Annotated in this window: 29 protein-coding genes and 1 tRNA gene; 10 read left to right on the forward strand and 20 right to left on the reverse strand. The window is 72.1% G+C overall.

Annotated features, from left to right (window positions below):
• Positions 1 to 4: 4 nt before the first annotated feature.
• Positions 5 to 877 (reverse strand): mycothiol conjugate amidase Mca, encoded by an 873-nt coding sequence (gene mca / locus HMPREF0063_RS09330; protein ID WP_007078413.1) that lies wholly within the window; start codon positions 875 to 877, stop codon positions 5 to 7.
• Between the two features lie 67 nt (positions 878 to 944).
• Here mca and HMPREF0063_RS15790 point away from each other — a divergent pair, with 67 nt between their 5' ends.
• Both HMPREF0063_RS15790 and greA read left to right on the forward strand, forming a co-directional pair.
• Entirely contained in the window at positions 945 to 1,334 is a 390-nt protein-coding gene (locus HMPREF0063_RS15790; RefSeq protein WP_007078414.1) for a DUF4307 domain-containing protein, read from the forward strand.
• Positions 1,335 to 1,398: 64 nt separating this feature from the next.
• A complete protein-coding gene (gene greA / locus HMPREF0063_RS09340) occupies positions 1,399 to 1,902 on the forward strand; it encodes a transcription elongation factor GreA (RefSeq protein ID WP_040320222.1) in 504 nt (167 codons plus the stop codon).
• A gap of 102 nt (positions 1,903 to 2,004) precedes the next feature.
• Here the strand turns inward: greA and ilvA are convergent, their stop codons facing one another.
• Complete coding sequence (gene ilvA / locus HMPREF0063_RS09345; RefSeq protein ID WP_007078416.1) at positions 2,005 to 3,198, reverse strand: threonine ammonia-lyase; 1,194 nt, start codon at positions 3,196 to 3,198, stop codon at positions 2,005 to 2,007.
• Positions 3,198 to 4,301 carry an AI-2E family transporter gene (locus HMPREF0063_RS09350; protein WP_007078417.1) on the reverse strand — a complete coding sequence of 368 codons (1,104 nt, stop codon included), beginning with the start codon at positions 4,299 to 4,301 and terminating at the stop codon, positions 3,198 to 3,200. The genes ilvA and HMPREF0063_RS09350 overlap by 1 nt, the downstream gene beginning before the upstream one ends.
• A 90-nt stretch (positions 4,302 to 4,391) precedes the next feature.
• Here HMPREF0063_RS09350 and msrA point away from each other — a divergent pair, with 90 nt between their 5' ends.
• The 4 genes from msrA to HMPREF0063_RS09370 all read left to right on the forward strand — a co-directional run bounded on the left by msrA (position 4,392) and on the right by HMPREF0063_RS09370 (position 7,346).
• Positions 4,392 to 5,027, forward strand: coding sequence for a peptide-methionine (S)-S-oxide reductase MsrA (msrA, locus tag HMPREF0063_RS09355; protein WP_007078418.1), 636 nt, complete (start codon positions 4,392 to 4,394; stop codon positions 5,025 to 5,027).
• Positions 5,020 to 6,282 (forward strand): MFS transporter, encoded by a 1,263-nt coding sequence (locus HMPREF0063_RS09360; RefSeq protein ID WP_007078419.1) that lies wholly within the window; start codon positions 5,020 to 5,022, stop codon positions 6,280 to 6,282. Before msrA ends, HMPREF0063_RS09360 begins: the two co-directional genes overlap by 8 nt.
• 82 nt (positions 6,283 to 6,364) lie before the next feature.
• Positions 6,365 to 6,811, forward strand: a complete 447-nt coding sequence (locus tag HMPREF0063_RS09365) for an Hsp20/alpha crystallin family protein (RefSeq protein WP_007078420.1) — start codon at positions 6,365 to 6,367, stop codon at positions 6,809 to 6,811.
• 94 nt (positions 6,812 to 6,905) lie between these two features.
• Positions 6,906 to 7,346, forward strand: a complete 441-nt coding sequence (locus HMPREF0063_RS09370; RefSeq protein WP_007078421.1) for a VOC family protein — start codon at positions 6,906 to 6,908, stop codon at positions 7,344 to 7,346.
• On the opposite strand, the gene HMPREF0063_RS09375 is transcribed toward HMPREF0063_RS09370, so the two are convergent.
• The 4 genes from HMPREF0063_RS09375 to HMPREF0063_RS09390 all read right to left on the reverse strand — a co-directional run bounded on the left by HMPREF0063_RS09375 (position 7,253) and on the right by HMPREF0063_RS09390 (position 11,319).
• Positions 7,253 to 8,770 carry a cytochrome P450 gene (locus HMPREF0063_RS09375; protein WP_007078422.1) on the reverse strand — a complete coding sequence of 506 codons (1,518 nt, stop codon included), beginning with the start codon at positions 8,768 to 8,770 and terminating at the stop codon, positions 7,253 to 7,255. The two genes, HMPREF0063_RS09370 and HMPREF0063_RS09375, sit on opposite strands and share 94 nt — an antisense overlap.
• 16 nt (positions 8,771 to 8,786) lie before the next feature.
• Positions 8,787 to 9,614, reverse strand: coding sequence for an SDR family NAD(P)-dependent oxidoreductase (locus HMPREF0063_RS09380; RefSeq protein ID WP_007078423.1), 828 nt, complete (start codon positions 9,612 to 9,614; stop codon positions 8,787 to 8,789).
• 110 nt (positions 9,615 to 9,724) lie between these two features.
• Positions 9,725 to 10,621 (reverse strand): pirin family protein, encoded by an 897-nt coding sequence (locus HMPREF0063_RS09385; RefSeq protein ID WP_007078424.1) that lies wholly within the window; start codon positions 10,619 to 10,621, stop codon positions 9,725 to 9,727.
• The gene (locus HMPREF0063_RS09390) at positions 10,618 to 11,319 is read right to left on the reverse strand and encodes a tyrosine-protein phosphatase (RefSeq protein ID WP_007078425.1); all 702 of its coding nucleotides are present in this window, start codon (positions 11,317 to 11,319) and stop codon (positions 10,618 to 10,620) included. Before HMPREF0063_RS09390 ends, HMPREF0063_RS09385 begins: the two co-directional genes overlap by 4 nt.
• 105 nt (positions 11,320 to 11,424) lie before the next feature.
• Between HMPREF0063_RS09390 and HMPREF0063_RS09395 the strand changes: the two genes are divergently transcribed.
• Positions 11,425 to 12,333 carry an SGNH/GDSL hydrolase family protein gene (locus tag HMPREF0063_RS09395; RefSeq protein ID WP_007078426.1) on the forward strand — a complete coding sequence of 303 codons (909 nt, stop codon included), beginning with the start codon at positions 11,425 to 11,427 and terminating at the stop codon, positions 12,331 to 12,333.
• Between the two features lie 82 nt (positions 12,334 to 12,415).
• Here HMPREF0063_RS09395 and HMPREF0063_RS09400 read toward each other — a convergent pair whose 3' ends face one another.
• On the reverse strand, positions 12,416 to 13,258 hold the full coding sequence (locus tag HMPREF0063_RS09400; protein ID WP_007078427.1) for a Bax inhibitor-1/YccA family protein: 843 nt from the start codon (positions 13,256 to 13,258) through the stop codon (positions 12,416 to 12,418).
• Between the two features lie 778 nt (positions 13,259 to 14,036).
• Positions 14,037 to 14,555: a DinB family protein gene (locus HMPREF0063_RS09405; protein WP_007078428.1), complete on the reverse strand. Its 519-nt coding sequence runs from the start codon at positions 14,553 to 14,555 to the stop codon at positions 14,037 to 14,039.
• A 139-nt stretch (positions 14,556 to 14,694) separates the two neighbouring features.
• On the opposite strand from HMPREF0063_RS09405, the gene trmB reads away from it, so the two are divergent.
• Together trmB and HMPREF0063_RS09415 are read left to right on the forward strand one after the other, a co-directional pair.
• The gene (gene trmB, locus HMPREF0063_RS09410) at positions 14,695 to 15,408 is read left to right on the forward strand and encodes a tRNA (guanosine(46)-N7)-methyltransferase TrmB (RefSeq protein ID WP_245527700.1); all 714 of its coding nucleotides are present in this window, start codon (positions 14,695 to 14,697) and stop codon (positions 15,406 to 15,408) included.
• 82 nt (positions 15,409 to 15,490) lie between these two features.
• Entirely contained in the window at positions 15,491 to 15,856 is a 366-nt protein-coding gene (locus HMPREF0063_RS09415; protein WP_007078430.1) for a TraR/DksA family transcriptional regulator, read from the forward strand.
• Positions 15,857 to 15,878: 22 nt separating this feature from the next.
• Here HMPREF0063_RS09415 and HMPREF0063_RS09420 read toward each other — a convergent pair.
• From HMPREF0063_RS09420 to HMPREF0063_RS17085, 9 genes are all read right to left on the reverse strand, one after another.
• Positions 15,879 to 15,953 (reverse strand) — tRNA-Leu (locus HMPREF0063_RS09420).
• Between the two features lie 37 nt (positions 15,954 to 15,990).
• A complete protein-coding gene (locus HMPREF0063_RS09425; RefSeq protein WP_007078431.1) occupies positions 15,991 to 16,275 on the reverse strand; it encodes a transcriptional regulator in 285 nt (94 codons plus the stop codon).
• A complete protein-coding gene (locus HMPREF0063_RS09430) occupies positions 16,272 to 16,745 on the reverse strand; it encodes a hypothetical protein (RefSeq protein WP_007078432.1) in 474 nt (157 codons plus the stop codon). Before HMPREF0063_RS09430 ends, HMPREF0063_RS09425 begins: the two co-directional genes overlap by 4 nt.
• Positions 16,746 to 16,786: 41 nt before the next feature.
• The gene (locus HMPREF0063_RS09435) at positions 16,787 to 17,710 is read right to left on the reverse strand and encodes a Ppx/GppA phosphatase family protein (protein ID WP_007078433.1); all 924 of its coding nucleotides are present in this window, start codon (positions 17,708 to 17,710) and stop codon (positions 16,787 to 16,789) included.
• Positions 17,707 to 18,216 (reverse strand): DUF501 domain-containing protein, encoded by a 510-nt coding sequence (locus tag HMPREF0063_RS09440; RefSeq protein WP_007078434.1) that lies wholly within the window; start codon positions 18,214 to 18,216, stop codon positions 17,707 to 17,709. The genes HMPREF0063_RS09435 and HMPREF0063_RS09440 overlap by 4 nt, the downstream gene beginning before the upstream one ends.
• The gene (locus tag HMPREF0063_RS09445) at positions 18,213 to 18,773 is read right to left on the reverse strand and encodes an FtsB family cell division protein (RefSeq protein WP_083788897.1); all 561 of its coding nucleotides are present in this window, start codon (positions 18,771 to 18,773) and stop codon (positions 18,213 to 18,215) included. The genes HMPREF0063_RS09440 and HMPREF0063_RS09445 overlap by 4 nt, the downstream gene beginning before the upstream one ends.
• Before the next feature lie 4 nt (positions 18,774 to 18,777).
• The gene (eno, locus tag HMPREF0063_RS09450) at positions 18,778 to 20,055 is read right to left on the reverse strand and encodes a phosphopyruvate hydratase (RefSeq protein ID WP_007078436.1); all 1,278 of its coding nucleotides are present in this window, start codon (positions 20,053 to 20,055) and stop codon (positions 18,778 to 18,780) included.
• Between the two features lie 128 nt (positions 20,056 to 20,183).
• Positions 20,184 to 20,768: a nucleoside triphosphate pyrophosphohydrolase gene (locus tag HMPREF0063_RS09455; protein ID WP_007078437.1), complete on the reverse strand. Its 585-nt coding sequence runs from the start codon at positions 20,766 to 20,768 to the stop codon at positions 20,184 to 20,186.
• Positions 20,761 to 21,402 carry a hypothetical protein gene (locus HMPREF0063_RS17085; protein ID WP_040320223.1) on the reverse strand — a complete coding sequence of 214 codons (642 nt, stop codon included), beginning with the start codon at positions 21,400 to 21,402 and terminating at the stop codon, positions 20,761 to 20,763. Before HMPREF0063_RS17085 ends, HMPREF0063_RS09455 begins: the two co-directional genes overlap by 8 nt.
• Before the next feature lie 129 nt (positions 21,403 to 21,531).
• Between HMPREF0063_RS17085 and HMPREF0063_RS16800 the strand changes: the two genes are divergently transcribed.
• Positions 21,532 to 21,696: a hypothetical protein gene (locus tag HMPREF0063_RS16800; protein ID WP_007078438.1), complete on the forward strand. Its 165-nt coding sequence runs from the start codon at positions 21,532 to 21,534 to the stop codon at positions 21,694 to 21,696.
• A gap of 105 nt (positions 21,697 to 21,801) precedes the next feature.
• Here HMPREF0063_RS16800 and HMPREF0063_RS17210 read toward each other — a convergent pair whose 3' ends face one another.
• Together HMPREF0063_RS17210 and mfd are read right to left on the reverse strand one after the other, a co-directional pair.
• On the reverse strand, positions 21,802 to 22,500 hold the full coding sequence (locus HMPREF0063_RS17210) for a lytic murein transglycosylase (RefSeq protein ID WP_007078439.1): 699 nt from the start codon (positions 22,498 to 22,500) through the stop codon (positions 21,802 to 21,804).
• Between the two features lie 56 nt (positions 22,501 to 22,556).
• Complete coding sequence (mfd, locus tag HMPREF0063_RS09470; protein ID WP_007078440.1) at positions 22,557 to 26,066, reverse strand: transcription-repair coupling factor; 3,510 nt, start codon at positions 26,064 to 26,066, stop codon at positions 22,557 to 22,559.
• Position 26,067: the final 1 nt, after the last annotated feature.

A 26,067-nucleotide genomic window follows, 5' to 3' on the forward strand; every position in this document is an offset into this window, starting at 1 on the left:
GCGGTCAGCGCAGTCCGGCGAAGAGGTCGTCCTCGGGCACCCGGGTGTCGACCTTGGAGTCGACCAGCTGGTAGTCCTCGGTCGGCCACGCCTCGGCCTGCACCTCGTGGGGGATCTTGAACCAGAAGCCGTTCGGGTCGATCTGGGTCGCGTGGGCCAGCAGCGCGGCGTCGCGCACGGGGAAGTACTCGGCGCATTCGACCCGCGTGGTCAGCCGGGCGTCGTCCTCGGGCTTGCGCACCCATTCGCGGACCCGCTCGGCGAACGGGTTCTCCAACCCGTGCCGCTTCATCGCGTCGTCGATCGCCTTCATCCGCGGGTAGCTCCAGCTGAGGTGGTAGTACAGCTTGGACACCTGCCAGGGCTCACCGCAGTCGGGGTAGCGCTCGGGGTCGGCGGCGGCCTCGTAGGCCAGCACGCTGATCTCGTGGCAGCGGATGTGGTCGGGGTGCGGGTACCCGCCGTTCTCGTCGTACGTGGTGAGCACGTGCGGACGGATCGACCGGATGAGCCGCACCAGCGGCTCCGCGGCCTCCTCGACCGGGACCAGTCCGAAGCACCCGTCCGGCAGCGGCGGCTTCGGGTCGCCCTCGGGCCACCCGGAGTCGACGAACCCGAGCCACTCCTGGGTGACGCCCAGGATCTCGCGGGCCCGGTCCATCTCCTCGCGGCGGATCTCGGTGATCAGGTCGGGGTTGTCGACGATGCCGGGGTGCTCGAACCCCGGGTTGAGGATCGACCCCCGCTCACCACCGGTGCAGGTGACGACGTGGACGTCGACTCCCTCGGCCACGTACTTGGCGGTGGACGCGGCGCCCTTGCTCGACTCGTCGTCGGGGTGGGCGTGCACGTGCATGAGCCGCAGCTGTTCGTTCACCCGCCCAGTTTCCCACCGCCCCGGTGCGCAGGTCGCCCGGGTGGGTCCGGCCTGAGACACTGGAGGCATGACCGACCCCGCCACCGACCTGCGCGACCGCTACGGCGTGAGCCGGCGGCCACGGTGGTTCTGGCCGCTGATCGCCGCCGTCGGCATCACCGCCGGTGTCGCCTGGGCTGCGTGGCTGGCCTTCCAGCCGCGACCGGTGTCGGCCGTGCTGTACGGCTACGACGTCGTCGGTGACGACTCGGTCGTGCTGACCGTCGAGATCCGCCGCGACGAGCCCGTCGCGGTCGAGTGCGCGGTCTACGCGCAGGGGTCGGACCATGCCGTGGTCGGCGAACGCACCGTCATGGTGGGCCCGGCCGACGTGGCGGTCGTGCGCGAGGACATCACGGTGCAGACCACTGCACGGGCCGTCACCGGGGTGCTGAGGTCCTGCCGCGTCGCCGACTAGGTGGTAGCCTCGTGGGTTCACCCCGGGCTGATCGCCCGGGGTGCCGCACGTCGAGGAGGCTGCCATGAACCACCCCACGGACACCGACACCATCTGGGTCACCCAGGAGGCCTACGACCGCCTGCGGTCCGAGCTGGACCACCTGCGCGGTGAGGTCCGCTCCGACATCACGTCGAAGATCGCCGCCGCCCGCGACGAGGGTGACCTGAAGGAGAACGGTGGCTACCACGCCGCCCGCGAGGAGCAGGGCAAGACCGAGGCCCGCATCCGTCAGCTCGAGGACATGCTGCGTCGGGCCGAGGTCGGCGACAAGCCGGCCGACGACGGTCTGGTCGAGGCCGGCATGAAGGTCACCATCCGCTTCGCCGGCGACGACGACACCGAGTCGTTCCTGCTCGGCTCGCGCGAGCTGCTGAGCCTGGACTCGTCGGTCGACCTGGACGTCTACTCCCCCACGTCGCCCCTCGGCGCGGCGATCCTCGGCAAGAAGGCCGGCGACACCGCCACCTACGAGACCCCCAACGGTCGCTCGATCACCGTCGAGGTCGTCGAGGCCACCCCCTTCTGACCCGACCGCAGTTTCCCAGGATTTCCTGGGAAACCGACACTGGACCCCTGTTGCAACAGGGGTCCAGTGTCAGTTTTCTGGGATATCCTGGGAATCAGCGGGTCAGAGGAGGTCGTAGCCGAGGGCGCCGACGCGGGCCATGACGTCGGCCGCGTGCGCGGACCCCCGGGTCGCGACCTGCAACGCCACCTCGACCTGGCCGACCCCGAGCGTCTCGCTGGCCCGGTCATGGTTGATGTTGAGGATGTTGACCTGCAGCGACGCCAGGTCGGTCAGCAGCCGCATCAGCTCTCCCGGGCGGTCGGAGATCCGCACCCGGATCTTCAGGAACCGGCCCGCGGCGGTGAGACCGTGCCGGATCACCTCCAGCAGCACCAGGGCGTCGATGTTGCCGCCGGACAGCACCGGCACGATCGGTCCGGCGAACGCGTGCGGCCGGTCCAGCAGAGCGGCGACGCCGGCGGCCCCGGACGGCTCGACCAGCAGCTTGGCCCGCTCCAGCAACCCGATGAGCGCCAGGCTCATGGCGTTCTCGTCGACCGTCACGATGTCGTCCAGCAGGTCGGCGATGACGCCGAACGGCACGGCCCCGGGCTCGGCCACCGCGATGCCGTCGGCCATCGTGGGCTGCATCTGCACCCGCACCGGGTGCCCGGCCACCAGCGAAGGCGCGTAGCTGTCGACGCCGGTGGCCTGCACCCCGACGACCCGGACGTCCGGGCGCTCGCGTCGCAGCAGGGCGATGCCCGCCGCCAGACCGCCACCACCGATCGGCACCAGGACGGTCCGCACGTCGGGCACCTGCTCGAGGATCTCCAGGCCGATGGTGCCCTGCCCGGCGAGCACGTCGGGATGGTCGAACGGATGGATCATCACCGCGCCGGTGCGCTCGGCGTGCTCCTGGGCCGCGGCGAGGGCTTCGGTCACGTCCATGCCGACCATCTCGATGTCGGCCCCGTAGCCCCGCGTGGCGCTGACCTTGGGCAGCGCGGCCCCGGTGGGCATGAAGATCGTGGCCCGGGTCCCGAGCATGCGCGCCGCCAGCGCGACCCCCTGCGCATGGTTGCCGGCCGACGCCGCGACGACCCCGGCGCGTCGACCGGACTCACCCAGCCGGGCGATCCGTGTGTACGCGCCGCGGAGCTTGAACGACCCCGTCCGCTGCAGGTTCTCGCACTTGAGCACGACCTCGGTGCCGGTCAGCTCGCTCAGCCACCGCGAGTGGGCGACCGGGGTCACCTCCGCGACCCCCTCGAGGAGCTCGCGGGCGGCCCGGACGTCGCCGAGGTCGGTCATCAGGTCGTGTCCTCCGGCGGCGCCTCGGGAAGGCCGTCGGGCTGCAGCGGGGTGCCGGCCTCCTCGGCCAGGTGCTTGACCACCCCGTTGAGCATCGCCGCGATCGGCACCGCGACGAGCGCTCCGACGATGCCCGCGACCGTGATGCCCGCGACGATCGCCAGGATGATCGCCAGCGGGTGCACGGCGACCAGTCGGCCCATGACGAACGGTTGCAGCACGTTCGACTCGATCTGCTGGACCGCGATGACGCCGAGCAGCATGAACAGCGCGGTCCACGGCCCCTGGGCGACGAGGGCGACCAGGACCGCCACCATGCCGGACAGGAAGGCGCCCACGATCGGCACGAAGGCACCGAGGAACACCAGCACGCCGATCGCCAGCGCCAACGGGACGCCCAGCAGGAGGGCGACCAGGGCGATGCCCACCGCGTCGATGAACGCCACCACCATCGTGGCCCGGACGAAGCTGGTCAGTGACTCCCAGGCCCGGTGACCCGAGGAGTTGATCCGACCGCGGGCGCTGCGCGGGAACAGCGTCACCAGCCACGCCCAGATGCGGTCGCCCTCGTACAGGAAGAAGATGGCCGCGAACAGCGCGATGAAGAAGCCGGTCACGAAGTGGGTGAGGGTGACCCCGAGGGAGGTCGCCTGCCCGATCGCGGTGTCGGTGTCGGTGGAGGCGATCGCGTCCTGCACGCGGGTCACGTAGTCGGAGATCTGGTCGTCGGACAGGCCCAGCGGTCCCGTGCGGGCCCAGTCCTCGATCTGACCGACCCCGTCGACGACGCTGACCCGCAGCTCGTCGAACTGCGTCGACAGCTGCTGCCCGATCAGGACCAGCAGACCCACCAGGCCCGTGATCATCACGACGGTGACCACGAGGGTCGCGAGCAGACGAGGCAGCCCGAGCCGGTCCAGCCAGTCGACCGCACCGACGGTGAGCGCGGTGCCGAGCAGGGCCACGGCGATCGGCACGGTGATCTCGGAGAAGAACTGCAGGAGCCACAGCAGTCCCAGACCGGCCGCGGCGAGGACCAGCAGCCGCCACGCCCACTGCGTCGCGACGTCGATCCCGACCGGAACCTCGTACCGCCCGTTCATGCCTCTGTCCCCATGCGCCCGACCCTACCGGCGGAACAGATCGGTCCCCGCCGGTGTTGACGCAGCGGTCACCCCCCGAAAGGACCCGCCGTGATCTTCCCGTTCAAGAAGACCGACCTGCCCACCGCCGACGACGCCCTCAAGGGCCGCGCGGAGCGCCCCCACCGGGTGGGCGACCGGCACCTGGTGACCGGCAACCCGATCGAGTCCGACGTTCCCGACGGCTTCGAGGTCGTCGTGGTCGGCCTGGGCTGCTTCTGGGGTGAGGAGAAGACGTTCTGGGAGCTGCCGGGGGTCTGGTCGACCTCGGTGGGCTACGCCGGCGGCTTCACCCCCCATCCGACGTACGAGGAGGTGTGCTCGGGGCGGACGGGGCACGCCGAGGTCGTCCGGGTCGTCTTCGACCCGGCCGTCCTGCCGTTCTCGGAGGTGCTGAGGACCTTCTGGGAGAACCACGACCCGACCCAGGGGATGCGGCAGGGCAACGACCGCGGGTCGCAGTACCGGTCGGTCCTGTTCACCACCACCGACGAGCAGCAGGCGGCGGCCGAGGAGTCCCGGGAGCGCTACCAGGAGCGGATGACCGCCGCCGGCTACGGCAAGATCACCACCCAGATCGCTCCCCTCGGTGACTACTACTACGCCGAGGAGTACCACCAGCAGTACCTGGTCAAGAACCCGTTCGGCTACTGCCCCTTGCACGCCACCGGCGTCACGTATGGCTGAGACCTACGTCCCGCGGGTCGCCACCGCACCCACCGGCCCCGTCCAGCGGTGGGCCTACCCCACGCTCCTGCTGCTGCTCGGCACGGCGCTCGGGGTCTCGACGGTGCCGGCACCCCTGTACGGCGTCTACATGAGCGAGTGGGGGCTCGCGCCCGTGACCACGACGGTGGTGTTCGCGGCCTACGCCTTCGCGGCGCTGGCCGCCGTGCTGTTCTCCGGAGCGATCACCGACCGGTTCGGTCGCAAGCCGGTCATCTCCGTGGCCGTCGTCGGGATGCTCGCGGGTCTGGCCGTCTTCGCCGCGGCACCGGCCGTCCCCGACGAGCTGCGCGTCCCCGTCCTGGTCCTGGCCAGGGTGCTGCACGGCGCCTCGGTCGGCGCCAGCGTCGTGGCGATCTCGGCCGCGCTGCTCGACCTGCGCCCCGAGCTGGGCGCCCGCACCGGGCACCTCACCGGCATCGTGTTCAACATCGGCGTGACCCTCGCGATCCTCGGGGCCGCGGTGCTGGCCCAGTACGGTCCGGCCCCCTTGGTGCTGCCGTACGGCGTCATCGCGGTGCTGGTCGCCGGTCTGGGTGTCGCGCTGTGGCGCATGGAGGAGACCCACCACGGCCGGGGCAGCGTGCCGCTGCGCGTCGCGCGCCCGCGGATACCTGCCGCGATCACCACCGACTTCACCTTCTCCGCCCTGGGCGCGATGGCGTCCTGGTCGGTCCTCGGCGTGTTCCTGTCGCTGTTCCCGACGCTCGCGGCCGAGTCCACCGGCCTGCGCAACCTGGTCTTCGGCGGCGCCGTGGTGGCTGCGAGCAGCGGGGCCGCGGTCCTCAGCCAGATCGTCGCGGGCCAACGCACCGCTGCTCCCATGGCGGTCATCGGCGACGTGGGGACCGGCCTGTCGCTGTTGCTGGCGGTGCCGGCCCTGGCGATCGGCAACCCGTGGGCGGTGGCCGTGTCGGCCGTGCTCATCGGCTTCTTCTTCGGCCTGGCCTTCGGCTGCTCGCTGCGCCACCTGACGAACGTGGTGCCCGGGGAGAACCGCGGCGAGGTCATGTCGGCGTTCTACGTCTGCGCCTACGGGGCGATGGCCGTGCCCACGATCCTGGCGGGCGCGGCGGCCACCCGCTGGGGCATCGCCGACGTCTTCGGCCCGTTCGTGGCCGTGGTGGCGCTCGCCTGCCTCGTGGCGGCCACGCTCGGCTTCCGGATCCTGCGGCGTCAGCGTTCGCCGATCGCGAACACCCTGATTTCTTCTTGATCACATAAGTTGAGTCAGGCAGACTCAAGGTGTGAGAGGTTCGCCGGCCGCGGTGGCCGGCGACGAGTCATCAGGAGGAACCATGTCCACGCTGTCCGTCCGTTCCCGTCGTGACCCCCTGTTCGCCGAGTTCGACGCGCTCGTCCGCTCGACGATCGCTCCCGCCGCCCGTGAGCGGCTGGACTTCACCCCGGCTGCGGAGTCCGTCCGTGACGGCGACGACGTCGTGCTCCGGATGGACCTGCCCGGCATCGACCCCGGCGAGGTCTCGGTCGAGGTCGTGACCGGCCGCCTCGTGGTCAGTGGCGAGCGGGTCGACCAGCGGGCCGACGGCGACGCCACCAGCACCATCAGCGAGGTCCGGTACGGGGCGTTCAAGCGGTCTTTCGGTCTGCCGTCGCACCTGGGACCCGATGCGGTGAGCGCCGCCTACGACCGCGGCGTGCTGAGCATCCGGGTCGCCGGCGTGTACGCCGGCACCGAGCCGACGCGCATCACCGTCGCCGACGGAGCCGGCTCGACCGAGTGAGGTCCGCGGCGAGGCCCGCCCCGTCCCGCCACCGGGAGGGCGGGCCTCGCCGTGGGTCACCCAGCTGTCCGAGCCGTCACCTACCGTGGACGCCATGGACCAACGGATGAGCGTCGTGACCCTCGGGGTGGACGACCTCGACCGCGCCCGCACCTTCTACGAACGCGGTCTGGGGTGGCGCCGCGGCAACGTCGAGGACGAGGTCGCCTTCTACCAGCTCCCCGGCTTCGTCGTCGCCCTGTGGAGCCGCGACGAGCAGGCTGCCGACGCGGGTCTCCCGGTCAGGCCCCGCGACGAGGTCGGGACCTCGTGCGGGGGGATCACCCTGGCCCAGAACCAGCCCGATCCGGCCACGGTCGACGCGGTGGTGGCCGAGGTGGTCGCCGCCGGCGGCCGCGTCACCCGGGCCGCGGCTCCCACGTCCTGGGGTGGCTACTCGGCCTACGTGTCCGACCCGGACGGGCACGTCTGGGAGATCGCGTTCAACCCGGCCTGGCACGTCGACTCCGACGGCGGGACCTCGCTGGGCTCCTGATCGTCCTCGGCGGGGCCGCCGGTGAGGGCAGCGGGGGTCCGGGGCGTCAGCGTGAGCTCGAACCCCTCGGGCATGATCGTCAACCGCTCACTGACGTCCAGCACGTAGCCGGGGTCACCGGACAGGTCGTACCGGTGCAGCAGCCGCGCCAGCACGAGGATCGACTCGTGCAGCGCGAACTGACGGCCGATGCAGGCCCGCTCCCCCGTGCCGAACGGCTTGTACGTGTGCGCCGGGCGCGCCCGCGACCGTTCGGGCAGGAACCGGTCGGGGTCGAACTCCTCGGCGTCCTCGCCCCACACCTCGGGGTCACGGTGCATCGCCGGCAGCATCACGATGGCCCAGTCGCCGGGGCGCATGGTGTGCCCGGAGGACAGCGTCACCTCCTCGCGCGGCCCACGCCCGAACGCCGGAGCCGTCGGCCACAGGCGCAGGGCCTCGTCGAGCACGCGGCGCAGGTACCGGAACTTGGCCACCTGCTCGAACTCGGGCACGGCGTCGGGGTCCGGCCCCAGGATCTCGTCGGTCTCGGCCTGGGCCCGCGCGAGGATCTCGGGATGCCGCGCGAGGTAGTACAGCGCGAACGACAGGGCGCCCGAGGTGGTCTCGTGGCCGGCCACCAGGAAGGTGAGGATCTGGAAGCGGATGTTGAGGTCGTCGAGCCGCTCGCCGGTCTCAGGATGCGGGGTCTGCAGCATGATGCCGAGCAGATCGTGGTCGGAGGCCGGACCCGCCCTGCGCTCGGCGACGACCCCGTCGATGAGGTCGTCGACGTACGCCTGGTGAGGGGCGTTGCGCCGACGCAGACGCCGCTTGATCAGCGCGCCCCCGGGGGCGGTGTCCAGGGTGGCCAGCCGCTGGGCCGTGCGGAGCGCGGAGATCATGGCCGGCACGAACGGGTGCACCTCGGTGCTGGTGAACGAACCGAAGTCCTTGCTGAACGCGGCCCGTGACAGCGTCTCCATGGTCAGCTTCGTCATGTCGCGAGAGACGTCGACCGGACCCTCCTGGTGGTCCCAGTAGGCGAACAGCTCGTCGAGCGTCTCCACCATGATCGGGTGGTAGGACTGCATCGCCGGACGCGTGAACGCCGGACGCAGCAGGTCGTGGGCCAGCCCCCAGTTGCGCTCCTCGGTGAACGCCGTGAACAAGCCGTCGCCCGCGAACTCGCGCAGCGAGGTCAGGGCCGGCGGCAGGTCCTTGCCGAACCGGGACTCGTCGCACAGCTCGGCCCCGAGTCGGGCGCCGGCGACGAACACGAACTTCTGGTCGAAGACCTGGAACTCGAAGATCTCTCCCAACGTCCGGGCGTGCTGCAGCATCGACATCAACGGCCGGGACGGGTCGACGCTCCGGACGTCACCGACGAACCGCAGGCGGCCCGGCGGGTGCGGGAAGGTCTGTCCGGACCAGTCGTTGCGCATCGCCGACCCGCCGGCCTCAGAGCCCGGTGCGACCGGCGAAGAAGCGGACCAGACTCTGGTAGCGCGGTCCGGCGGCCCGCACCATCAGGTCGAGCACCTTGGCGTCGGGACCGATCAGCACGCGGACCTTGCCCTTCTCGACCCCGTCGAGGATCACCTCGGCCGCCTTCGCCGCGGTGGTGCGGGTGAGGTGCTTGTCGAAGAGGTTCGACATGCGCTGCAGGTCCTCCGAGCGGGTCTGCACGGCCGTGGAGTTGCGGACGATGTTGGTCTTGATGCCACCGGGGTGCACGCAGGTGACCTTGACCGGCTTGCCCGACATGCGCATCTCCATCGCGAGCGCCTCGGTGAAGCCGCGGACGGCGAACTTGGCCGCGTTGTACGCGCCCTGCGACGGGACGCCGAACAGTCCGAAGATGCTGGAGATGTTGACGACGTGGCCGTCCCCGGACGCCTCGAGGTGCGGAAGGAACGCCTTGGTGCCGTTGACGACGCCCCAGAAGTCGACGTCCATGACCCGCTCGATGTCCTTGAACGGCGTCTCGTCGGTGTTGCCGAAGTAGGCGATGCCGGCGTTGTTGATGACCAGGTTCACCCGCCCGAAGTGCTCGACCACGCTGTCGGCGTAGGTCATGACCAACTCGCGCTGGCTGACGTCGAGCACGTCGCTGCGGACGTCGCCGCCCAGCCCACGCACGAGCGCCTCGGTCTCGTCCAGACCCCTGACGTCGACGTCGCTGATGGCGACCCGGGCGCCGCGACGGGCCAGCTCGAGCGCAAGGGCGCGGCCGATGCCCGACCCGGCGCCCGTGACCACGGCGACCTTGTTCGTGAAGTGACCCATGCTGGCTCCCGTCCATTCCGATACCGACGGTATCTCGATACGAGATCGTACGCCGTGGGGCGACGTCGTGTGAAGGGGGTCACGCCGTGGCGTGGCTCACCCCTGCCCGGCTACCGCCGGCGCCGGGGGGTCAGCCGCACACCCGGTAGCGGCGGGGCCGGGATGAAGCGGTCGTCGTGGCCCTCGACGTGGCCGAAGCGTCCGGCCGTGGGAGCGGACTCCCAGTCGGCGCGAGCCGCCTCGATCTCGTCGTGGCTGCGGCCGATGAAGTTCCACCACATCACCAGGTCCTCGTCGAACGGCTCACCGCCGATCAGCAGGACCCGGCCGCCGCCGGCGGCGACCCGGACCTGCTCGGCGCCGACCGGCAGGTACCGCAGGTCCCGGTGCTGCACCGTGACGCCGTCGACCTCGACCGGACCGTCGACCGCCAGGAGCGCGTGCTCGAAGGTCGGCTCCAGGTCGAGCTGCGCCTCCTCGACGACCAGCTGTGCGCCGACCATCGGGGTGTGCACCGTGGCCGGCGAGGTCACGCCACCGAACGACCCCACGAACACGATCGCCTCCCACCCCGCGCCCGACGCCGCGGGGAGGTCCGGCAGGTGCTCGAAGTCGGGCGCCCCGTGGCGCCGGTGCTCCGGCAGCGCGACCCACAGCTGGACCCCGTGCATGGAGGTCGTGTCGGCACTGAACTCCGAGTGGGAGACCCCGGCTCCGGACGTCATCAGGTTGAGCTCCCCGGGGCGCAGCACCACGTCGCTCCCGAGGCTGTCGCGGTGCCGGATCAGGCCGGCCAGCGGCCAGGTGACGGTCTGCAGTCCCGTGTGCGGGTGCGGCAGCACCTCCATGCGCGCGTCGGTGGGACCGAAGTGGTCGACGAAGCACCAGGCGCCCACGGTGGGCAGGTCGCGGTACGGCAGCGTCCGGTGGACCGTGAGCCCGCGGACACCGCCGAGCGGCACGTCGCGGGCGTCCAGCGTGACGGGCCCGGAGGAGGTGGGGGTCATGCCTCCATGGTGTCACCGAGCAGGTGGGTGCGGAGGCGCAGCAGGTCGTCGCTCCCGCCCCCCGCGTCGCGGAACCATCCGTGCACCCCGTGCGGGTGGGAGTCCCACACGTCCAGCACCGCGAGGATCGCCGCGACGGGAACGGTGAAGAACTCCGCCGGCAGGTGCACCCGGTGCTCGGCACCGGGACTGGCCTCCAGCCGGGCGTGGATCGCGTCGAGGTGCAGCTCGGTCGCCAGGTAGTCGGCCACCACGGCCTCGCGGGGGGTGCCGACGAGACTCAGCATCAGCGCGACCGCGACACCGGTGCGGTCCTTGCCGGCCGCGCAGTGCACCAGCGCCGGGCCCTCGGAGTCCGCCACGGCGCGCACGACGTCGACGAGCCGGTCGGCGGCGGTGTCGAGCACGACGCCGTACATCTCCGACAGCGTCGCGGCGATGCGAGCACCGGGTCGCAGCGCGGCGAGGAGAGGAATGTTGACGACCGAGACACCGGAGCCCGCGATCGGGTGATCGTGCTCGGTCTCCATGGCCGACCTGAGGTCGACGACCGTGGTCGGTGGCCAGAGGATCCCCGGCGGCGCCACGTCGTCGGCCCAGGGGGCGGCGCTCCGCAGCAGACGGGCCGGACGGATCGTCAGGCCGTCGGCGGCCGGGACGCCGCCGAGATCACGCAGGTTCGGGACGACGTCGGGCACGGCACCATCCTAGGCGGAGGCTCCCACCGTCGGCTCGGTGCGGCCGGGGGCGGCGTCAGCACGGCCGACCTCAGGGGCCACGCCCAACCCACCTACGCTGGTGCCATGGGGATGAGGCGCAAGATCGCGACGGCGACCGCTGTCGGGACCGTCGCCACCGTCGGTACGACGGCCGGCTTCCTGTTCGGCGAGACGGTCCTCGCGCGCCGGCTCATCGGGGTCACCGACGCCCGCCCACCCTCCCCCGACGGCCTCTACGGGGACGACCAGCCGGGCGAGACGATCCGGGCGGTCGTGCTCGGCGACTCCGCGGCGGTGGGCTACGGCATGCTCACCGCGCTCACCACCCCGCCGGCGCTGCTCGGCTACGGGCTCGCGCAACGCCTCGCCTCGCCGGTGCAGATGCACAGCGTGGCCGTCGTGGGTGCCGAGAGCTCGGACCTCGCCGAGCAGGTCGACCGCGCCCTGCCGCTGGCCGCGGACGTCGCCGTGATCGTCATCGGGGCCAACGACGTGACCCACCTGAAGTCGGCGAGGGACGCGGCGTACGACCTCTCCCTGGCCGTGACCCGACTCGTGGAGGCCGGGACCGCCGTCGTCGTGGGCACCTGCCCGGACCTCGGCACGGTCCGCCCGATCAAGGAGCCGCTGCGGTCGGTCGCGCGCCTCTCCAGCCGCCGGCTGGCCCGCAAGCAGACCGTGGCGGCCGTCCAGGCGGGTGCGCGCACCGTCTCGCTCGGTGGTCTGCTGGGCCCCATCTTCATCCAGCACCACGAGCTGATGTTCGGCGACGACCGGTTCCACCCCTCGGCGTCGGGCTACGCGAGCCTCGTCACGGCGCTGCTGTCGTCGGTCGCCGACGCCGTGCACGAACGTCGCAGCGAACCGGTCGAGGACGACGCCCCCAGCCAGGTCATGCCGGTCGACGAGGCGGCGGACCTCGCGACGCACCGCGACGGCACCGAGGTGCGCGGTGCCGGCCGCTGGGCCGGCGTCCTGCGCCGCCGGCGCTGAGCCGTACCGCCGCACGACGACGAACGGCCGGACCCCGAGGGGTCCGGCCGTTCGTGCTGTCGTCCCGTGAGGGACGAGCGGATCAGTCGCCGCGCAGGATCGCGAGGATGCGCAGCAGCTCGATGTACAGCCACACGAGGGTGACCGTCAGGCCGAACGCGGCACGCCAGGACTCGCGCTCCGGCAGGCCGGCCTCGATGCCCTTCTCGACGAAGTCGAAGTCCATGATCAGCATGAACACGGCCAGCACCACGGCGATCGCCGAGACGACGAGGCCGAGGGTGTTGAAGCCGCGCAGGCCGCCGGACTCCAGCACGCCGGTGAGGCTGAGCACGAAGTTCACGAGCATGACGCCGACGAAGCTGAAGATCGCGATCGTCATGACCTTGCGGAACTTGTCGGTCACCTGGATGTTGAAGAACTTGTACGCGGCCAGCGTGCCGAAGAACGCGACCATCGTGGCCAGGACGGCCTGGAACACGATCGTCGGGTCGCCGACGTAGCTGGAGATGATCTTCGAGAAGGCGCCGACGAACACGCCCTCGACCGCGGCGAAGGCCAGGACCAGCGCGGGGCTGACGACCTTCTTGAAGGAGTTGACCAGCGACAGCACCAGGCCGACGATGGCTCCGCCCATGGCGAAGGCGAACGCCGTGGCGAGGGCGCCCTCGGTGGCCAGGTCGCCGATGAGGAACCAGGCGACGGCGGCGGTCGCGACGAGCAGACCGAGGCTGATGGCGGTCTTCTCGACGACGGTGTCGAGGGTCATGCGACCCGTCGAGGTTCCGCCGCCCAGCGACGCGCCGGGCTGGGCGTCGAGGTCGATCCGCCACTGCGACGGATCGTTGCTGGTGGTCGTGGTGGGAGCTCCGCCTCGGCCGTTGAAGCCGTCACTTCGGGCGAAGACCGGGTTATTGCTCTGCATTGCTTCCTCCGTGGGAGTGTGCCCCGCTGGTGGGGCCGGTGACTACACCCTATACAACGCACGAACCACCGGAATGTATCCCGCTGCGGCCCGGTTTCGCCCTGCAACCAGTGAGGCGAACCCCTGGCGACCAGAGTGGTGCGTTCGCCAGCCCGAGCTTGCGAGGGCGTGAGCGCAGCGAGGCGAACCCACGCGAGCGTCGGGTCGGGCTCCGCCCTCACGGTCGCTCCGCTCCCTGGCGACCACAGCGGTGGTTTCGAGGCTGCTCGTTCCTCGCAGCACCTCAACCACCGAGAGCGCGCGGCCCCGCGTTCGCCAGCCCGAGCTTGCGAGGGCGTGAGCGCAGCGAGGCGAACCCACGCGAGCGTCGCGTCGGCCTTCGCCCTCACGGTCGCTCCGCTCCCTGGCGACCGTGAGCGGCACCGCGTTCGCCAGCCCGAGCTTGCGAGGGCGTGAGCGCAGCGAGGCGAACCCCACGTCAGCCGTCGCCTCGGGCTCCGCCCTCACGGTCGCTCCCCTCCCTGGCGACCGAGAGAGGTGGTTTCGAGGCTGCTCGTTCCTCGCAGCACCTCAACCACCGAGAGCGCCCGGCCCCGCGTTCGCCAGCCCGAGCTTGCGAGGGCGTGAGCGCAGCGAGGCGAACCCCACGTCAGCCGTCGCCTCGGGCTCCGCCCTCACGGTCGCTCCGCTCCCTGGCGACCACCACCCGCGTTCGCCAGCCCGAGCTTGCGAGGGCGAGAGCGCAGCGAGGCGAACCCACGCGACCGGTCGGCTGAGCTCAGCCCGCGACGTCGTGCAGGTGGTGCACGTCGTCGTGCAGCATGTACTGCGCCAGCGACCCGGCGGTGAAGACCGAGCCGTTGGACCTGCGGCACGGTCGCACCCAGCCCTGCCCCGGTACGGCGTCGAGCGTCGCCGCGATGCGTCCGATCGCAGTGGCGAGGTCGTCCGCCACGTCCTCGGGGACCAGTGACGCGTAGTCGCCGGCGATCGCCGCCTCGTCCTGGTCCCAGTCGGCGAACTCCGGGTCGTCGACCTCCTGGACGAGCCGGAGTCGCTCGTCGAAGACCCGGTACATGTCGCGCACGTGCGCGGCGTACTCGGTCGGCGACCACACACCGCGCGACGGTCTCACCGCGGCGTCGGCCCGACCGAGGACCCGGGCCCACCGGGCGGGATGCTGTCGGATCCGGTCGGCGACGTCCTGCGGCGGGGCGGCCGCCGCCGTGAACCCGCACTCGGGGCACGCCTCGCGCAGCACCCAGGTCCAGTCCTTGGTGTCGGGGGTGATCGTCATGGGCCGAGCCTAGGAAGGCCCGTCGGCCCGGACCAGACCGTTCCCGGCCATCGATCAGCAAGATCCGGTCACCAGATCCGATGACCACGCCCTTCCACGCGCCGGTCGACGCACCACGGTGGTTCTGTACCGTCGTCCGGTGACCTCGACCGACCCGCCGTCCCGGTACCGAGCCACCCCGGTGTCCTTCACCCGCCGCGGCGGCCGGCTGACCGAGCGCCAGCAGGCCGCGTGGGACGCCGTCGGGGAGCAGTTCGTGCTGGACCTGCCCCGAGCCGGCTCCAGCACCTCGGTGGACCCCGGCTTCGTGCTCGACGTCGAGGCCGTGTTCGGCCGCCGGGCGCCCCTGGTCGTCGAGATCGGCGGCGGACGCGGAGAGGTCATCTGCGGGGCGGCCGAGGAACGGCCGGAGGTCGACCTGCTGGGCCTGGAGGTCTACCGGCCCGGAGTCGCCCAGACGCTGGTGACCCTGCGACATCGCGGCCTGACCTCGGTCCGGCTCGCCATGGTCGATGCGGCCGAGGCGCTCGCCACGATGCTGCCCGCCGGGTCGGTCGACGAGCTGTGGGTGAACTTTCCCGACCCGTGGCCGAAGGCGCGCCACCACAAGCGCCGGCTCGTGACGCCGGCGTTCGCAGGTCTGGCCGCACGGGTGCTCCGTCCGGGTGGGGTGTGGCGCCTGGCCACCGACTGGGCCGAGTACGCCGAGCAGATGGCCGAGGTCATCGCCGGCTCCGACGATTTCGACGGCGGACCGGCCGAGCGGTTCGCGGGCCGGGCGCTCACCCGGTTCGAGGCCAAGGGGGTGGCGGCGGGCCGGCCCATCACCGACCTCCGGGCGGTCCGACGCTGACCGGATCTGTCGGCGCTCGCTGCCACACTGACGGCATCGGCGGTCCCGCCGTGGTCCCGACCGTCCCCGGGGGTGCGCCCAGGTGCTGCACGACGACGTTCCCGAACTGCAGCAGCAGCTGTGGGCCGATCGCGAGCGCACCCGCGACCGGATCGCGGGCCTGACCGGCAACGTCGCATCGATCGTGGAGGCCGCACGCGACACCGCGACCGACGACGAGCACGATCCCGAGGGCGCCACCATCGCCTTCGAGCGCTCGCAGGCCGGCGCGCTGCTGGCCGCCGCACGCCGCCACCTGGCCGACGTCGACGCCGCGCTGGACCGGATCGCGGCCGGCACCTATGGCAGGTGCGAGCGCTGCGGGCTGGCGGTGGCGCGCGAGCGTCTGCTGGCCCGCCCGGCCGCCCGGACCTGCATCACCTGCGCGTCGTCGCCGCGACCGGCCTGACCGCGGCCGTCCGCACGAGCGGTGCTCCCGACGGGATTCGAACCCGTACCGTCAGCGGGTTTAAGCCGCCTGCCTCTGCCAGTTGGGCCACGGGAGCCCGCCCAGCCTAGTCACCGGTCGGTCCCCCCGGTCGCTCACTCCGCGACGATCGCCCGCAACGCCGCCACGTGGCCGCGGTACGCCGCACGCCCCTCCGGGGTGAGACCCACCCAGGTCCGCACGCGACCCCGGCCGGTCGGCTTGTCGATCGCGACGTAGCCGGCGTCGGCCAACACCTTCAGGTGCTTGCTGACCACCGAGTCGGCCGCTCCGAGCAGATCCCTCACGGCGGAGAACTCCGCCGTGGTGACCGCGTCGAGAAAGGCACAGATCCGCAGCCGTTGCGGGGCGTGGACGACCTCGTCGAACCCGCCCGTCACCGGGCGGCACGCAGGTCGGCCGCCAGGGCGCGGTCGTACAGGTGCCCGAGGACCACGACCGCGACCGCGAGGAGCACGCCGATCGCCCAGATCCATCCCGGGTGCGCCCCGAGCCGGGCGAGGAGGAAGGCGGTGCCGAAGCCGATGCCGCCGGCGGCGCCCATGGCGTAAGCCCAGCGCGTCGCGGGTCCGTCCTGGTGTCCCCACGGCCACACGCCGGCGATCCGCTGGTAGGCCTGCACGAGGATCGCGACGCCGGCGAAGAACGCCACGAACCCGATGATCTGGACCAGTCGGGTGCCCAACGAGAGCGAGACGGTGTAGCCCATGAACAGCAGGCCCAGCGTCGGGTGGTACCACCACCGCGTGACCAGCCGGTCGGCCGCGGCCGCCCGCGCCTGCTGGACGATGTCGAGCGGTGCCACGTTCCCGGACGTGTCGGCGTCGTCCCTGTCCCCGTGATGTTCCATACCGGAAAGTCAATCACTTTCCGCAGCGGCAAGTCAAGGGATCAGCGGCCCGGGGCCTCGACGGCGCCCCAGGCGATGCCGTCGAGGATGTCGCGCTCGCTGACGAGCACGTCGCCGGTGGCCAGGGGCAGCACCTCCAGCAGGCGGTCGAGGATCAACGCGCCTGCACCGATGACGTCGGCCCGGCCGTGGTGCATGAACGGCAGCGCCCGCCGGTCGGCCACCGGCATCTGCACCAACGACACGCATGCGGCGCGGACCGTCGGGACCGGCAGCACGGCTCCGTGGATGCGGGCGGAGTCGTAGGAGTCCAGCCCGAGGGCGTGCGCCGCCACGGTGGTGACGGTGCCCGCGACCCCGACGAACCGCTCGATCGGTGACCAACCGTCCACGCTGGCCGCCAGGACGTCGTCGAGGTGGTCGATCAGCTCGGTGATCTCCGCGATCGTCGGCGGGTCCGACGCGAGGAACCGCTCGGTCAGACGCACCGAACCGATGTCGAAGGACTCGGCGTGGTCGACCTGCTCACCGTCACCGGCGACCAGCTCGGTGGAGCCTCCGCCGATGTCGGCGACGACCGTGGGGCCCTGACCCACGTCGCGCGTCGCGCCGAGGAAGGACGCCCGCGCCTCGGCATCACCGGAGAGGATCTCCGGCCGTACCCCGACGACCGACTCGATCGCGTCGAGGAACTCGTCGGCGTTGGCGGCGTCGCGGGCGGCGGACGTGGCGCAGAACCGCACGACCTCCGCGCCCAGCACCTCGGCCTGACCGACGAACTCGCGGGTGGCCTCGACGGCACGTCCGACGGCGGCCGGGTCGAGCCGTCCGGTGCGGTCCACACCCTCGCCGAGCCGCACGATGCGCATCTCGCGGAGGTGGTCGGTCTTGACCTCGCCGTCGACGTCGGCCACGAGGAGGCGGATGGAGTTGGTGCCGCAGTCGATGGCCGCCACGCGGGTCATGCCGGGACCGCCGCGCAGTCGTGGGTGGGCCACAGGCCGGCCAACGCCTCGATGCCCTCGTCGCCGAGCGGATTGACGCCCGGTCCCGCGGCCAGGCTGTGCCCGATCAGGACGTGCAGGCACTTGACCCGCGTGGGCATGCCTCCCGCGCTGATGCCGGCGATCTCCGGTACGTGGCCGATCGCCTCCCGCTCGGCGAGGTAGATCTCGTGGGCACGGGCGTAGTGCGCTGCCAGCTCGGCGTCCTCCTGCAGGCGGGCCGACATGTCGGCCATCAGGCCGGAGGCCTCCAGGGTGCCGATGGCGCCCGCCAGCCGGGGGCAGGTGAGGTAGTACAACGTGGGGAACGGCGTGCCGTCGTCCAGGCGCGGCTCGGTCCGGACGACGTTCGGATGGCCGGACGGGCAGCGCGAGGCGATCGCCAGCACCCCGCGGGCCGGCCGCCCGAGCTGGGCGGCCACGGCGTCGAGGTCGGCAGGGTCGACCGCTGCGGGTCCGGCGGTCACTCGGCCGGCTCCAGCACCTGGTCGGGCACCGACTCCTCCACCGCACGCTCCACCGGGTCCTCCCCCGCGGTCTGCACGCTGCTCCAGAGTCGGTCGTACCAGGGCGGCGGCTCCGACGACGGCGGCTCGGCCAGGCGGGGCGCGTTGCCCTCCACCTCGCCGTCGGCCCCGATCACCCGGTAGCCGACCTCACCGGGCAGCACCCAGCCGAAGCGCTCGCGGGCCTGCTGCTTGACGTAGGCGGGGTCGTCCCACCGGGCCGCGTCGTCCTCCAGCTCGGCGATCGCCTGCTGCCGCATGACGATCTCGGCCTCGGTGGCGCGGATCTCCTGCCGCTGGTCCCAGAACGTCCGCAGCGACGACGTGTACGAGGCGATGAGCAGCACGATGATCGACAGCAGCACGACGGCTCGGGTCGTGAACCTCGAACCGCCACCACCGGTGGGCGCGGGCTTGGCGCGCCCTCGCGACGTGGACGGGTTGGCCGGACGGTTGCGGCTGCCCCCGCGGGCCGACTGGCCCCCGGGGCGCGAGCTGCCGCCCGGCCGCGATCCCATCGGTCTAGAGCGCCAACCGCGGGAAGGCCGAAGCGCCGGCGTAGCTGGCCGCGGTACCGAGCAGCTCCTCGATGCGCAGCAGCTGGTTGTACTTGGCGACTCGGTCGGAGCGGGCCGGGGCCCCGGTCTTGATCTGACCGCAGTTGGTCGCCACGGCCAGGTCGGCGATCGTGGTGTCCTCGGTCTCGCCGGAACGGTGGCTCATCATGCAGGCGAAGCCGTGGCGGTGCGCCAGCTCGACGGAGTCGAGGGTCTCGGTGAGCGAGCCGATCTGGTTGACCTTGACCAGCAGGGCGTTGGCGGCACCCTCGCTGATGCCGCGCGACAGCCGCTCGACGTTGGTGACGAACAGGTCGTCGCCCACGATCTGCACCCGGTCCCCGATGGTGTCGGTGAGCGTGGTCCAGCCGGCCCAGTCGTCCTCGTCGAGCGGGTCCTCGATCGACACGATCGGGAAGTCCGCGGCGAGCTCGGCGTAGTAGGCCGACATCTGCTCCGCCGAGCGCTGCTGGCCCTCGAAGGAGTACGAGCCGTCCTCGAAGAACTCCGACGCGGCGACGTCGAGCGCGAGCGCGATGTCGTGGCCGACCCGCAACCCGGCGGACTCGATCGCGACCGAGATCAGCTCGAGCGCGGCGCGGTTGGAGTCCAGGTTGGGGGCGAACCCGCCCTCGTCGCCCAGGCCGGTGGAGAGTCCGCGCTCGTTCAGGACGCTCTTCAGTGCGTGGTAGACCTCGGCGCCCTGGCGCAACGCCTCGCCGAACGTCGTCGCACCGATCGGCGCGATCATGAACTCCTGGATGTCGACGTTGGAGTCGGCGTGCGACCCGCCGTTGAGGATGTTCATCATCGGCACGGGCAGCACGTGCGCGTTGGGCCCGCCGACGTACCGGAACAGCGGCAGACCGGCCGACTCCGCAGCCGCGTGCGCGGTGGCGAGGGAGACACCCAGGATCGCGTTGGCGCCGTAGGTGGCCTTGTTCGGGGTGCCGTCGATGTCGTTCATGGCCTGGTCGATGCTGCGCTGGTCGTCGGCGTCGAAGCCGACCAGAGCCTCACGCAGCGGGCCGTTGACGCCCTCGACGGCCTTCAACACACCCTTGCCGAGGTAGCGGTCGCCGCCGTCCCGCAGCTCGACGGCCTCGAAGGCGCCGGTGGAAGCCCCGGACGGGACGGCTGCCCGACCGATCGTGCCGTCGTCGAGGGCGACCTCGACCTCCACGGTCGGGTTGCCCCGGGAGTCCAGGATCTCGCGTGCTCCGACGGCTTCGATCTGTGCCACAGCTGTTGCTCCTCGCGACGGTGGTGCGGGCGGTGTCGTTCGCCGACCAGCCTAGTGCGTCGACCCCTCGTGTCCCCGGCCCCTCGGCGGTGAGTCCGGCTCCGGTCGCGCCAGCTCGGTCGCGGTGCTCAGGCCAGGCGGGTCGCGACGGCGCGACGCAGCTCGCCCTCGGCGTCGAGACCGGCAGCCTCGGCCTCGGCCACGAGTCGCAGCAGCCGTGAGCCGAGGTCGTCGCCCTCGAGGGACAGGTCGGGGACGCGCCCCAGCACCTTCTGCGCCCTCGCGAGCGCCGGCAGGGTCGCGGCGATGCCCTCGGTCGGACCCGAGCGGCGCTTCTCCGCCGCCTTGATGGTCTGCCAGGCCGCGTCGACCTCGTCGGCACTGGCCGCGGACCCGTCGGCGAAGACGTGCGGGCTCCGGCGGACCAGCTTGTCGGCGATGCCGGCCGCCACGTCGTCGATGTCCCAGCCGCCCTGCCCCTCGGCGTGGCGGGCATGGAACACGATCTGCATCAGGAGGTCGCCCAGCTCCTCACGCAGGTGGTCGGTGTCGCCGGTGTCCAGAGCCTCGAGGACCTCGTGCGCCTCCTCCAGCAGGTACGGCCGGAGCGAGTCGTGGGTCTGTTCGCGGGTCCACGGGCACTCGCGGAACAGTCGGTCGGTGACCTCCAGCAGCCGCAGGACCTCAGTTCCCGCGGCCCCCGGGTCAGGCACAGCGCTGCGTCGCCGGCAGCGCGGCCGGGTCGACCGGGTCGCCGGACGCCGCGGCCAGGCCACCGCTGGGCCCGACGAGCGCTCCGCCGGTGTCGAGGTTGAAGCGGGGGTCGAACTCGACGTCGGCAGCGGCCACGGCGTCGGAGATGACCGCGCTCCCGGCCTGGCGGATCTGGTCGATCTGCTCCGGGTCGGTCGTGTCGCCGGGACGCAGCCCCGTCTCGCGGGCACCGAGGGCATCGGCGATCGCCAGGATCTCGCGGTTCGCCTCCACCACCTCGACGACGACCTCGACCTCGACGTCGTCCCCCGCCAGCTCGGCCAGCTCGCGGCGCTGCTCGGCCGTCACCTGCCGGTCGTTCGCGGCGATGCGCAGGTCCTGCTCGGCAGCCAGGTTCCGCGCGACCTCGAGCAGCACGTAGGTGCTGACCGCCTGCCGCCGAGCATCAGCACCGTCGACCGCCCCGTCCGGCCCGGCGTTCAGCAGGCACACGGCGACCGCAGCGTCGTCGACGTCGGACATCGCGATGCGCTGGCCCTCGACGACGGCGGCGGCACCGGGACTGATCCCGCCGCAGCCGGCCAGCAGGAGAGCCGGGACGAGCAGTCCCAGCGTGCGCACGTGACGGATCATGACAGCCTCTCTGTGGTTGCGGTCACACGATACTGGGCGGTCGGCGCCGTGATCCCCGCACCACTGCCCTCGCCTCGGACCAGGACCCGTGAGCGTGCGGACCGCGATGGTCGGCGCGACGATGGTGCCATGGACGAGCCTGTCGAGGAGACCACCGACGCCGCGACCGAGGACGCCCTGCGGTCGCTGGAGCGGGCGCTGCGGGACCCGGAGATCGCGGACGCCTTCCGAGGCGTGCAGCAGCACCTGGGCTCCTTCGTGTTCGACCCGGTCGGCACCCTCGACGAGGACTGACCACCTCTCCCCTTCCCGCTGGCAGTGACGTTTCGGCCCCGGATCAGGCAATTCAGGGGCCGAAACGTCACTGCCAGCGGGAGGGTGAGGGAGACGGGGCGGGGGTCAGGCGGTGTCGCGGGCGTAGGCGGTCGCGGTGCTGCTGACGTCGCGGGCGTAGCGCGCGCTGCGGTTGTAGGTCAGCACCGCGTCGGTGAAGCCGATCTTCTCCTGGACCACGCCCGCGTCGCACAGGTAGCGGGCGGCCGCGAGGGCCGCGTCGTCGACGTCCTGGGGGTCGCGGCGCCCGTCACCGTCGCCGTCGGCGCCCCACTCGGCCCACGTGGTCGGGATGAACTGCATCGGACCGACCGCCCGGTCCCACTCGGTGTCGCCGTCCAGCCGGCCGCCGTCGGTGTCGGGGATCGCTGCCACGCCGTCGCCGTCCAGGGCGATGCCGATGATCGGCGGTGAGGCCACCCCGTCGGCTCCGATCCGCGAGCCGTTCACGGCGCCGTGGATGGACTCGATCTGCCCGATGCCCGCCAGCACGTTCCAGCCGATGCCGCAGGCGGGGTCCTCCTCGGCGAGCCGCGACTCGGCCGCTGCGTAGGCCTGCAGGACCCGCGGCGGGATGCCCGTCGACCCGGACGTGCGGCCCAGCCACCCGGCCTCCACCACGCCGGCGAGCACTGGAGCTGCGACCGCCCGCTCCGGAAGATCGACGTCGGGGCGGGGCCGCTCCGTCGGTCCTCCCCCGGTCACCGTCCCACAGCCGGCCACCACGGCCAGGACGGCCACCGGGACGACGAGCAGGCGGCGCATGGCCCCATTCTCCGGCACCGGACCAAGCCCGGCTCCGTGGTCGACCCAGCAGCCGGTCAGGCCACCAGGGTGTCGACGACCGTACCGACCCAGTCCATCAGCGCACGCCCCACGAGCGGCTTGCCGCCGATGCCGGACTCCCGCGGACGCGGCACCAGCGCGATCCGCGCCGCCTCCTTGTACAGACTCTTGGGGTACACCCGGCGCAGGCGCATCTGCGCGGAGTCCGGGAGGGCGATCTCCCCGAACCGCACGCTGGAGCCGGCCGCGGTGACCTCGGTGAGCCCGGCGTCGCGGACCTTGATGCGCAGCAGCGCCACCTGCAGCAACGTCTCGACGACCTCGGGCGGCTCCCCGTACCGGTCGACCAGCTCGGCCCGCAGCTCGACGACGTCGTCGGGGGTGCGCACACCGGCGAGCCGCTTGTACATCTCCAGCCGCAGCCGCTCGCTCGGCAGGTAGGTGAGCGGGAGGTGGGCCTCGATGGGCAGCTCGATCCTGACCTCGCGCTCCGGCTCGGCCTCGCCGCGGAACTCCGCGACGGCCTCGCCGACCAGCCGCACGTACAGGTCGAAACCGACGTCGGCGATGTGACCGGACTGCTCACCGCCCAGCAGGTTGCCCGCGCCGCGGATCTCCAGGTCCTTCATGGCCACGGCCATGCCGCCGCCGAGCTCGGAGTGCTGGGCGATGGTCGCCAGGCGGTCGTGCGCGGTCTCGGTGAGCGGCTTGTCCGGGGGGTACAGGAAGTACGCGTAGGCCCGCTCGCTGCCGCGGCCGACCCGTCCACGCAGCTGGTGCAGCTGCGACAGCCCCAGCGTGTCGGAGCGCTCGATGATCATGGTGTTGGCGTTCGAGACGTCCAGCCCAGACTCCACGATCGTGGTGCAGACCAGCACGTCGTAGCGCTTCTCCCAGAAGTCCAGCATCACCTGCTCCAGCTGGGCCTCGCTCATCTGGCCGTGGGCGGCGGCGACCCGCACCTCCGGCACCAGCTGCCGCAGACGGGCGACGGCCTTGTCGATGCTCTGCACCCGGTTGTGGATGTAGAACGCCTGACCCTCGCGCAGCAGCTCGCGGCGGATGGCGGCCACGACCTGACGGTCCTCGTACGGCCCGACGAAGCTCAGCACCGGGTGCCGCTCCTCCGGAGGCGTGGCGATGGTCGACATCTCACGGATGCCGGTCACCGCCATCTCGAGCGTGCGCGGGATCGGCGTGGCCGACATGCTGAGCACGTCGACGGCGGCCCGCAGGTGCTTGAGCGCCTCCTTGTGCTCGACGCCGAAGCGCTGCTCCTCGTCGACGATGACCAGCCCGAGGTCCTTGATGCGCACCCCCGGCTGGAGCAGCCGGTGGGTGCCGATGACCAGGTCGACCGAACCCTCGGCGAGCGCCTCCAGGGTGGCCTTGCTCTCGGACTCGGTCTGGAACCGCGACAGGGGACGGATCGACACCGGGAACTGGCCGAACCGCTCGGCGAAGGTCGCGTAGTGCTGCTGCACCAGCAGGGTCGTGGGCACCAGCAGGATGACCTGCTTGCCGTCCTGGATCGCCTTGAAGGCCGCCCGGACCGCGATCTCGGTCTTGCCGTAGCCGACGTCGCCGCAGACCAGCCGGTCCATCGGGACCACGCGCTCCATGTCGCGCTTGACCTCCTCGATGGTGCTGAGCTGGTCGGGCGTCTCGACGTAGGCGAAGGCGTCCTCCAGCTCGGCCTGCCACGGGGTGTCGGGGCCGAACGCGTGCCCCTGGGTCGACTGCCGGGCCGCGTACAGCTTGATCAGCTCGCCGGCGATCTGCCGGACCGCCTTGCGCGCCTTGTTCTTGCGGTTGGTCCAGTCCGAGCCGCCGAGCCGGTCCAGCGTGGGGCTCTCACCCCCGACGTAGCGACTGATCTGGTCGAGCTGGTCCATCGGCAGGAAGAGCCGGTCGGCCGGTTGGCCCCGCTTGCTGGAGCCGTACTCGATGACCAGGTACTCGCGCGCCGCGCCCTGCACGACCCGGTTCACCAGCTCGACGTAGCGGCCGACACCGTGCTGCTCGTGCACCACGTGGTCGCCCGGTGACAGCTCCAGCGGGTCGACCTGCTTGCGACGGCGGGTGGGCATCTTGCGCTCGGAGCGGTCGGCCGCCCGCTGACCGACCAGGTCGTCGTAGGTCAGCACGGCCAGGCCCAGCGACAGCGCGACGACACCGTGCTCCAGCTCGGCGCAGCAGATGCGCACGACACCGCTCGCGACCTCGTCGCCCGGTTCGACGATCGCGGCCGGCAGGTCGTTCTCCGCCAGCCACTCGGCGGTGCGCTGGGCCTGGCCGTGACCGGGCACCACGAACGCCACCTCGAGGCCGGCTCCCAGCCAACCCCTCAGGTCGACCAGGGCCGCGTCCATGTCGCCGCGGTAGGTCGGGGCCTCCTCGACGTCCAGCTCACGACTACCGTCGATGTCGCTGCCGAAGGGCGAGAGCGACCACCAGTCATGGCCCAGCGACAGGGTCTGCCCGTGCACGTCGTCGAGCGTGTGGAAGGCGGCGGCGCCCAGGTCGATCGGCGCCTCGCCGCCCGCCGACGCCGCCGCCCACGAGGCCTGGAGGAACTCCTCGCTGGTGGCCACCAGGTCGTGGGCACGGGCCCGCACCCGCTCGGGGTCGCAGACCAGGATCGTCGACCGCTCGGGCAGCAGCTCGACGAACAGCTCCATCTGGTCGACGAGCGCCGGCGCGAGGGACTCCATGCCCTCCACGGCGTGCCCCTCGGCGATCTTGCCGAACAGCTCGGCCAGGGCCGGGTGATCGGTCGCGAGCTGCGCGGCACGGGCCCGGACGGCGTCGGTGAGCAGCAGCTCGCGACACGGCGGGGCCCACACGTGGTCGACCGGCTCGAGGGTGCGCTGGTCGGCCACCGCGAAGCGGCGGATCTCCTCGACCGTGTCGCCCCAGAACTCGAGCCGGAGCGGGTGCTCCTCCGTCGGGGGGAACACGTCGACGATGCCGCCGCGCACGGCGAACTCGCCGCGTCGCTCGACGAGGTCGACCCGGGTGTAGGCGGCCGCCGCCAGGTCACGGACGAGGGCGTCGAGCTCGTGGTCGTCCCCGACACGGATCTCGACCGGCGTCAGGTCGGCCAGGCCCCTGACCTGCGGCTGAAGGACCGACCGCACCGGCGCGACCACCACCCGTGGGGGCGCGCCGACCGGGTGGACGAGCCGGCGCAACGTCGCGAGCCGGCGCCCCACGGTGTCCGAACGCGGCGAGAGCCGCTCGTGCGGCAGCGTCTCCCACGCGGGGAAGGACACCACGGCATCGGGACCCAACGACGCCGACAGCACGCGGGCGAGGTCGTCGGCCTCGCGCGCCGTGGCCGTCACGGCGAGCACGGTCGTGACACCCGCCAGGGCCTGCGTCACGAACGGACGCATCGCCGCCGGACCCCGCAGGGCGACCTCGTGGACGCCGTCGTCGCGGTCACCGAGGGCCGCCACGATCGCCGGCTCGGCCGTCAGGCGGGCCGCGAGGTCACGCAGCGCGGGCGGGGAGCTCGCGGTGGCTGGTGCGGTGGAGGTCATC

The organism is Aeromicrobium marinum DSM 15272 (assembly GCF_000160775.2).
In the GTDB taxonomy this organism is placed as follows: domain Bacteria; phylum Actinomycetota; class Actinomycetes; order Propionibacteriales; family Nocardioidaceae; genus Aeromicrobium; species Aeromicrobium marinum.

What these genes read in the sequence shown, in the direction of transcription:
- mfd (WP_007078440.1), bottom strand. Translation starts at nt 26,066, where the DNA reads ATGACCTCCACCGCACCAGCCACCGCGAGCTCCCCGCCCGCGCTGCGT.
- HMPREF0063_RS09370 (WP_007078421.1), top strand. Translation starts at nt 6,906, where the DNA reads ATGGACCAACGGATGAGCGTCGTGACCCTCGGGGTGGACGACCTCGAC.
- HMPREF0063_RS09360 (WP_007078419.1), top strand. Translation starts at nt 5,020, where the DNA reads ATGGCTGAGACCTACGTCCCGCGGGTCGCCACCGCACCCACCGGCCCC.
- HMPREF0063_RS09380 (WP_007078423.1), bottom strand. Translation starts at nt 9,614, where the DNA reads ATGGGTCACTTCACGAACAAGGTCGCCGTGGTCACGGGCGCCGGGTCG.
- HMPREF0063_RS09350 (WP_007078417.1), bottom strand. Translation starts at nt 4,301, where the DNA reads ATGAACGGGCGGTACGAGGTTCCGGTCGGGATCGACGTCGCGACGCAG.
- HMPREF0063_RS17085 (WP_040320223.1), bottom strand. Translation starts at nt 21,402, where the DNA reads ATGATCCGTCACGTGCGCACGCTGGGACTGCTCGTCCCGGCTCTCCTG.
- HMPREF0063_RS16800 (WP_007078438.1), top strand. Translation starts at nt 21,532, where the DNA reads ATGGACGAGCCTGTCGAGGAGACCACCGACGCCGCGACCGAGGACGCC.
- HMPREF0063_RS09400 (WP_007078427.1), bottom strand. Translation starts at nt 13,258, where the DNA reads ATGCAGAGCAATAACCCGGTCTTCGCCCGAAGTGACGGCTTCAACGGC.
- HMPREF0063_RS09375 (WP_007078422.1), bottom strand. Translation starts at nt 8,770, where the DNA reads ATGCGCAACGACTGGTCCGGACAGACCTTCCCGCACCCGCCGGGCCGC.
- HMPREF0063_RS09385 (WP_007078424.1), bottom strand. Translation starts at nt 10,621, where the DNA reads ATGACCCCCACCTCCTCCGGGCCCGTCACGCTGGACGCCCGCGACGTG.
- greA (WP_040320222.1), top strand. Translation starts at nt 1,399, where the DNA reads ATGAACCACCCCACGGACACCGACACCATCTGGGTCACCCAGGAGGCC.
- HMPREF0063_RS15790 (WP_007078414.1), top strand. Translation starts at nt 945, where the DNA reads ATGACCGACCCCGCCACCGACCTGCGCGACCGCTACGGCGTGAGCCGG.
- HMPREF0063_RS09430 (WP_007078432.1), bottom strand. Translation starts at nt 16,745, where the DNA reads ATGGAACATCACGGGGACAGGGACGACGCCGACACGTCCGGGAACGTG.
- ilvA (WP_007078416.1), bottom strand. Translation starts at nt 3,198, where the DNA reads ATGACCGACCTCGGCGACGTCCGGGCCGCCCGCGAGCTCCTCGAGGGG.
- HMPREF0063_RS09395 (WP_007078426.1), top strand. Translation starts at nt 11,425, where the DNA reads ATGGGGATGAGGCGCAAGATCGCGACGGCGACCGCTGTCGGGACCGTC.
- HMPREF0063_RS09435 (WP_007078433.1), bottom strand. Translation starts at nt 17,710, where the DNA reads ATGACCCGCGTGGCGGCCATCGACTGCGGCACCAACTCCATCCGCCTC.
- HMPREF0063_RS09405 (WP_007078428.1), bottom strand. Translation starts at nt 14,555, where the DNA reads ATGACGATCACCCCCGACACCAAGGACTGGACCTGGGTGCTGCGCGAG.
- HMPREF0063_RS09445 (WP_083788897.1), bottom strand. Translation starts at nt 18,773, where the DNA reads ATGGGATCGCGGCCGGGCGGCAGCTCGCGCCCCGGGGGCCAGTCGGCC.
- HMPREF0063_RS17210 (WP_007078439.1), bottom strand. Translation starts at nt 22,500, where the DNA reads ATGCGCCGCCTGCTCGTCGTCCCGGTGGCCGTCCTGGCCGTGGTGGCC.
- HMPREF0063_RS09365 (WP_007078420.1), top strand. Translation starts at nt 6,365, where the DNA reads ATGTCCACGCTGTCCGTCCGTTCCCGTCGTGACCCCCTGTTCGCCGAG.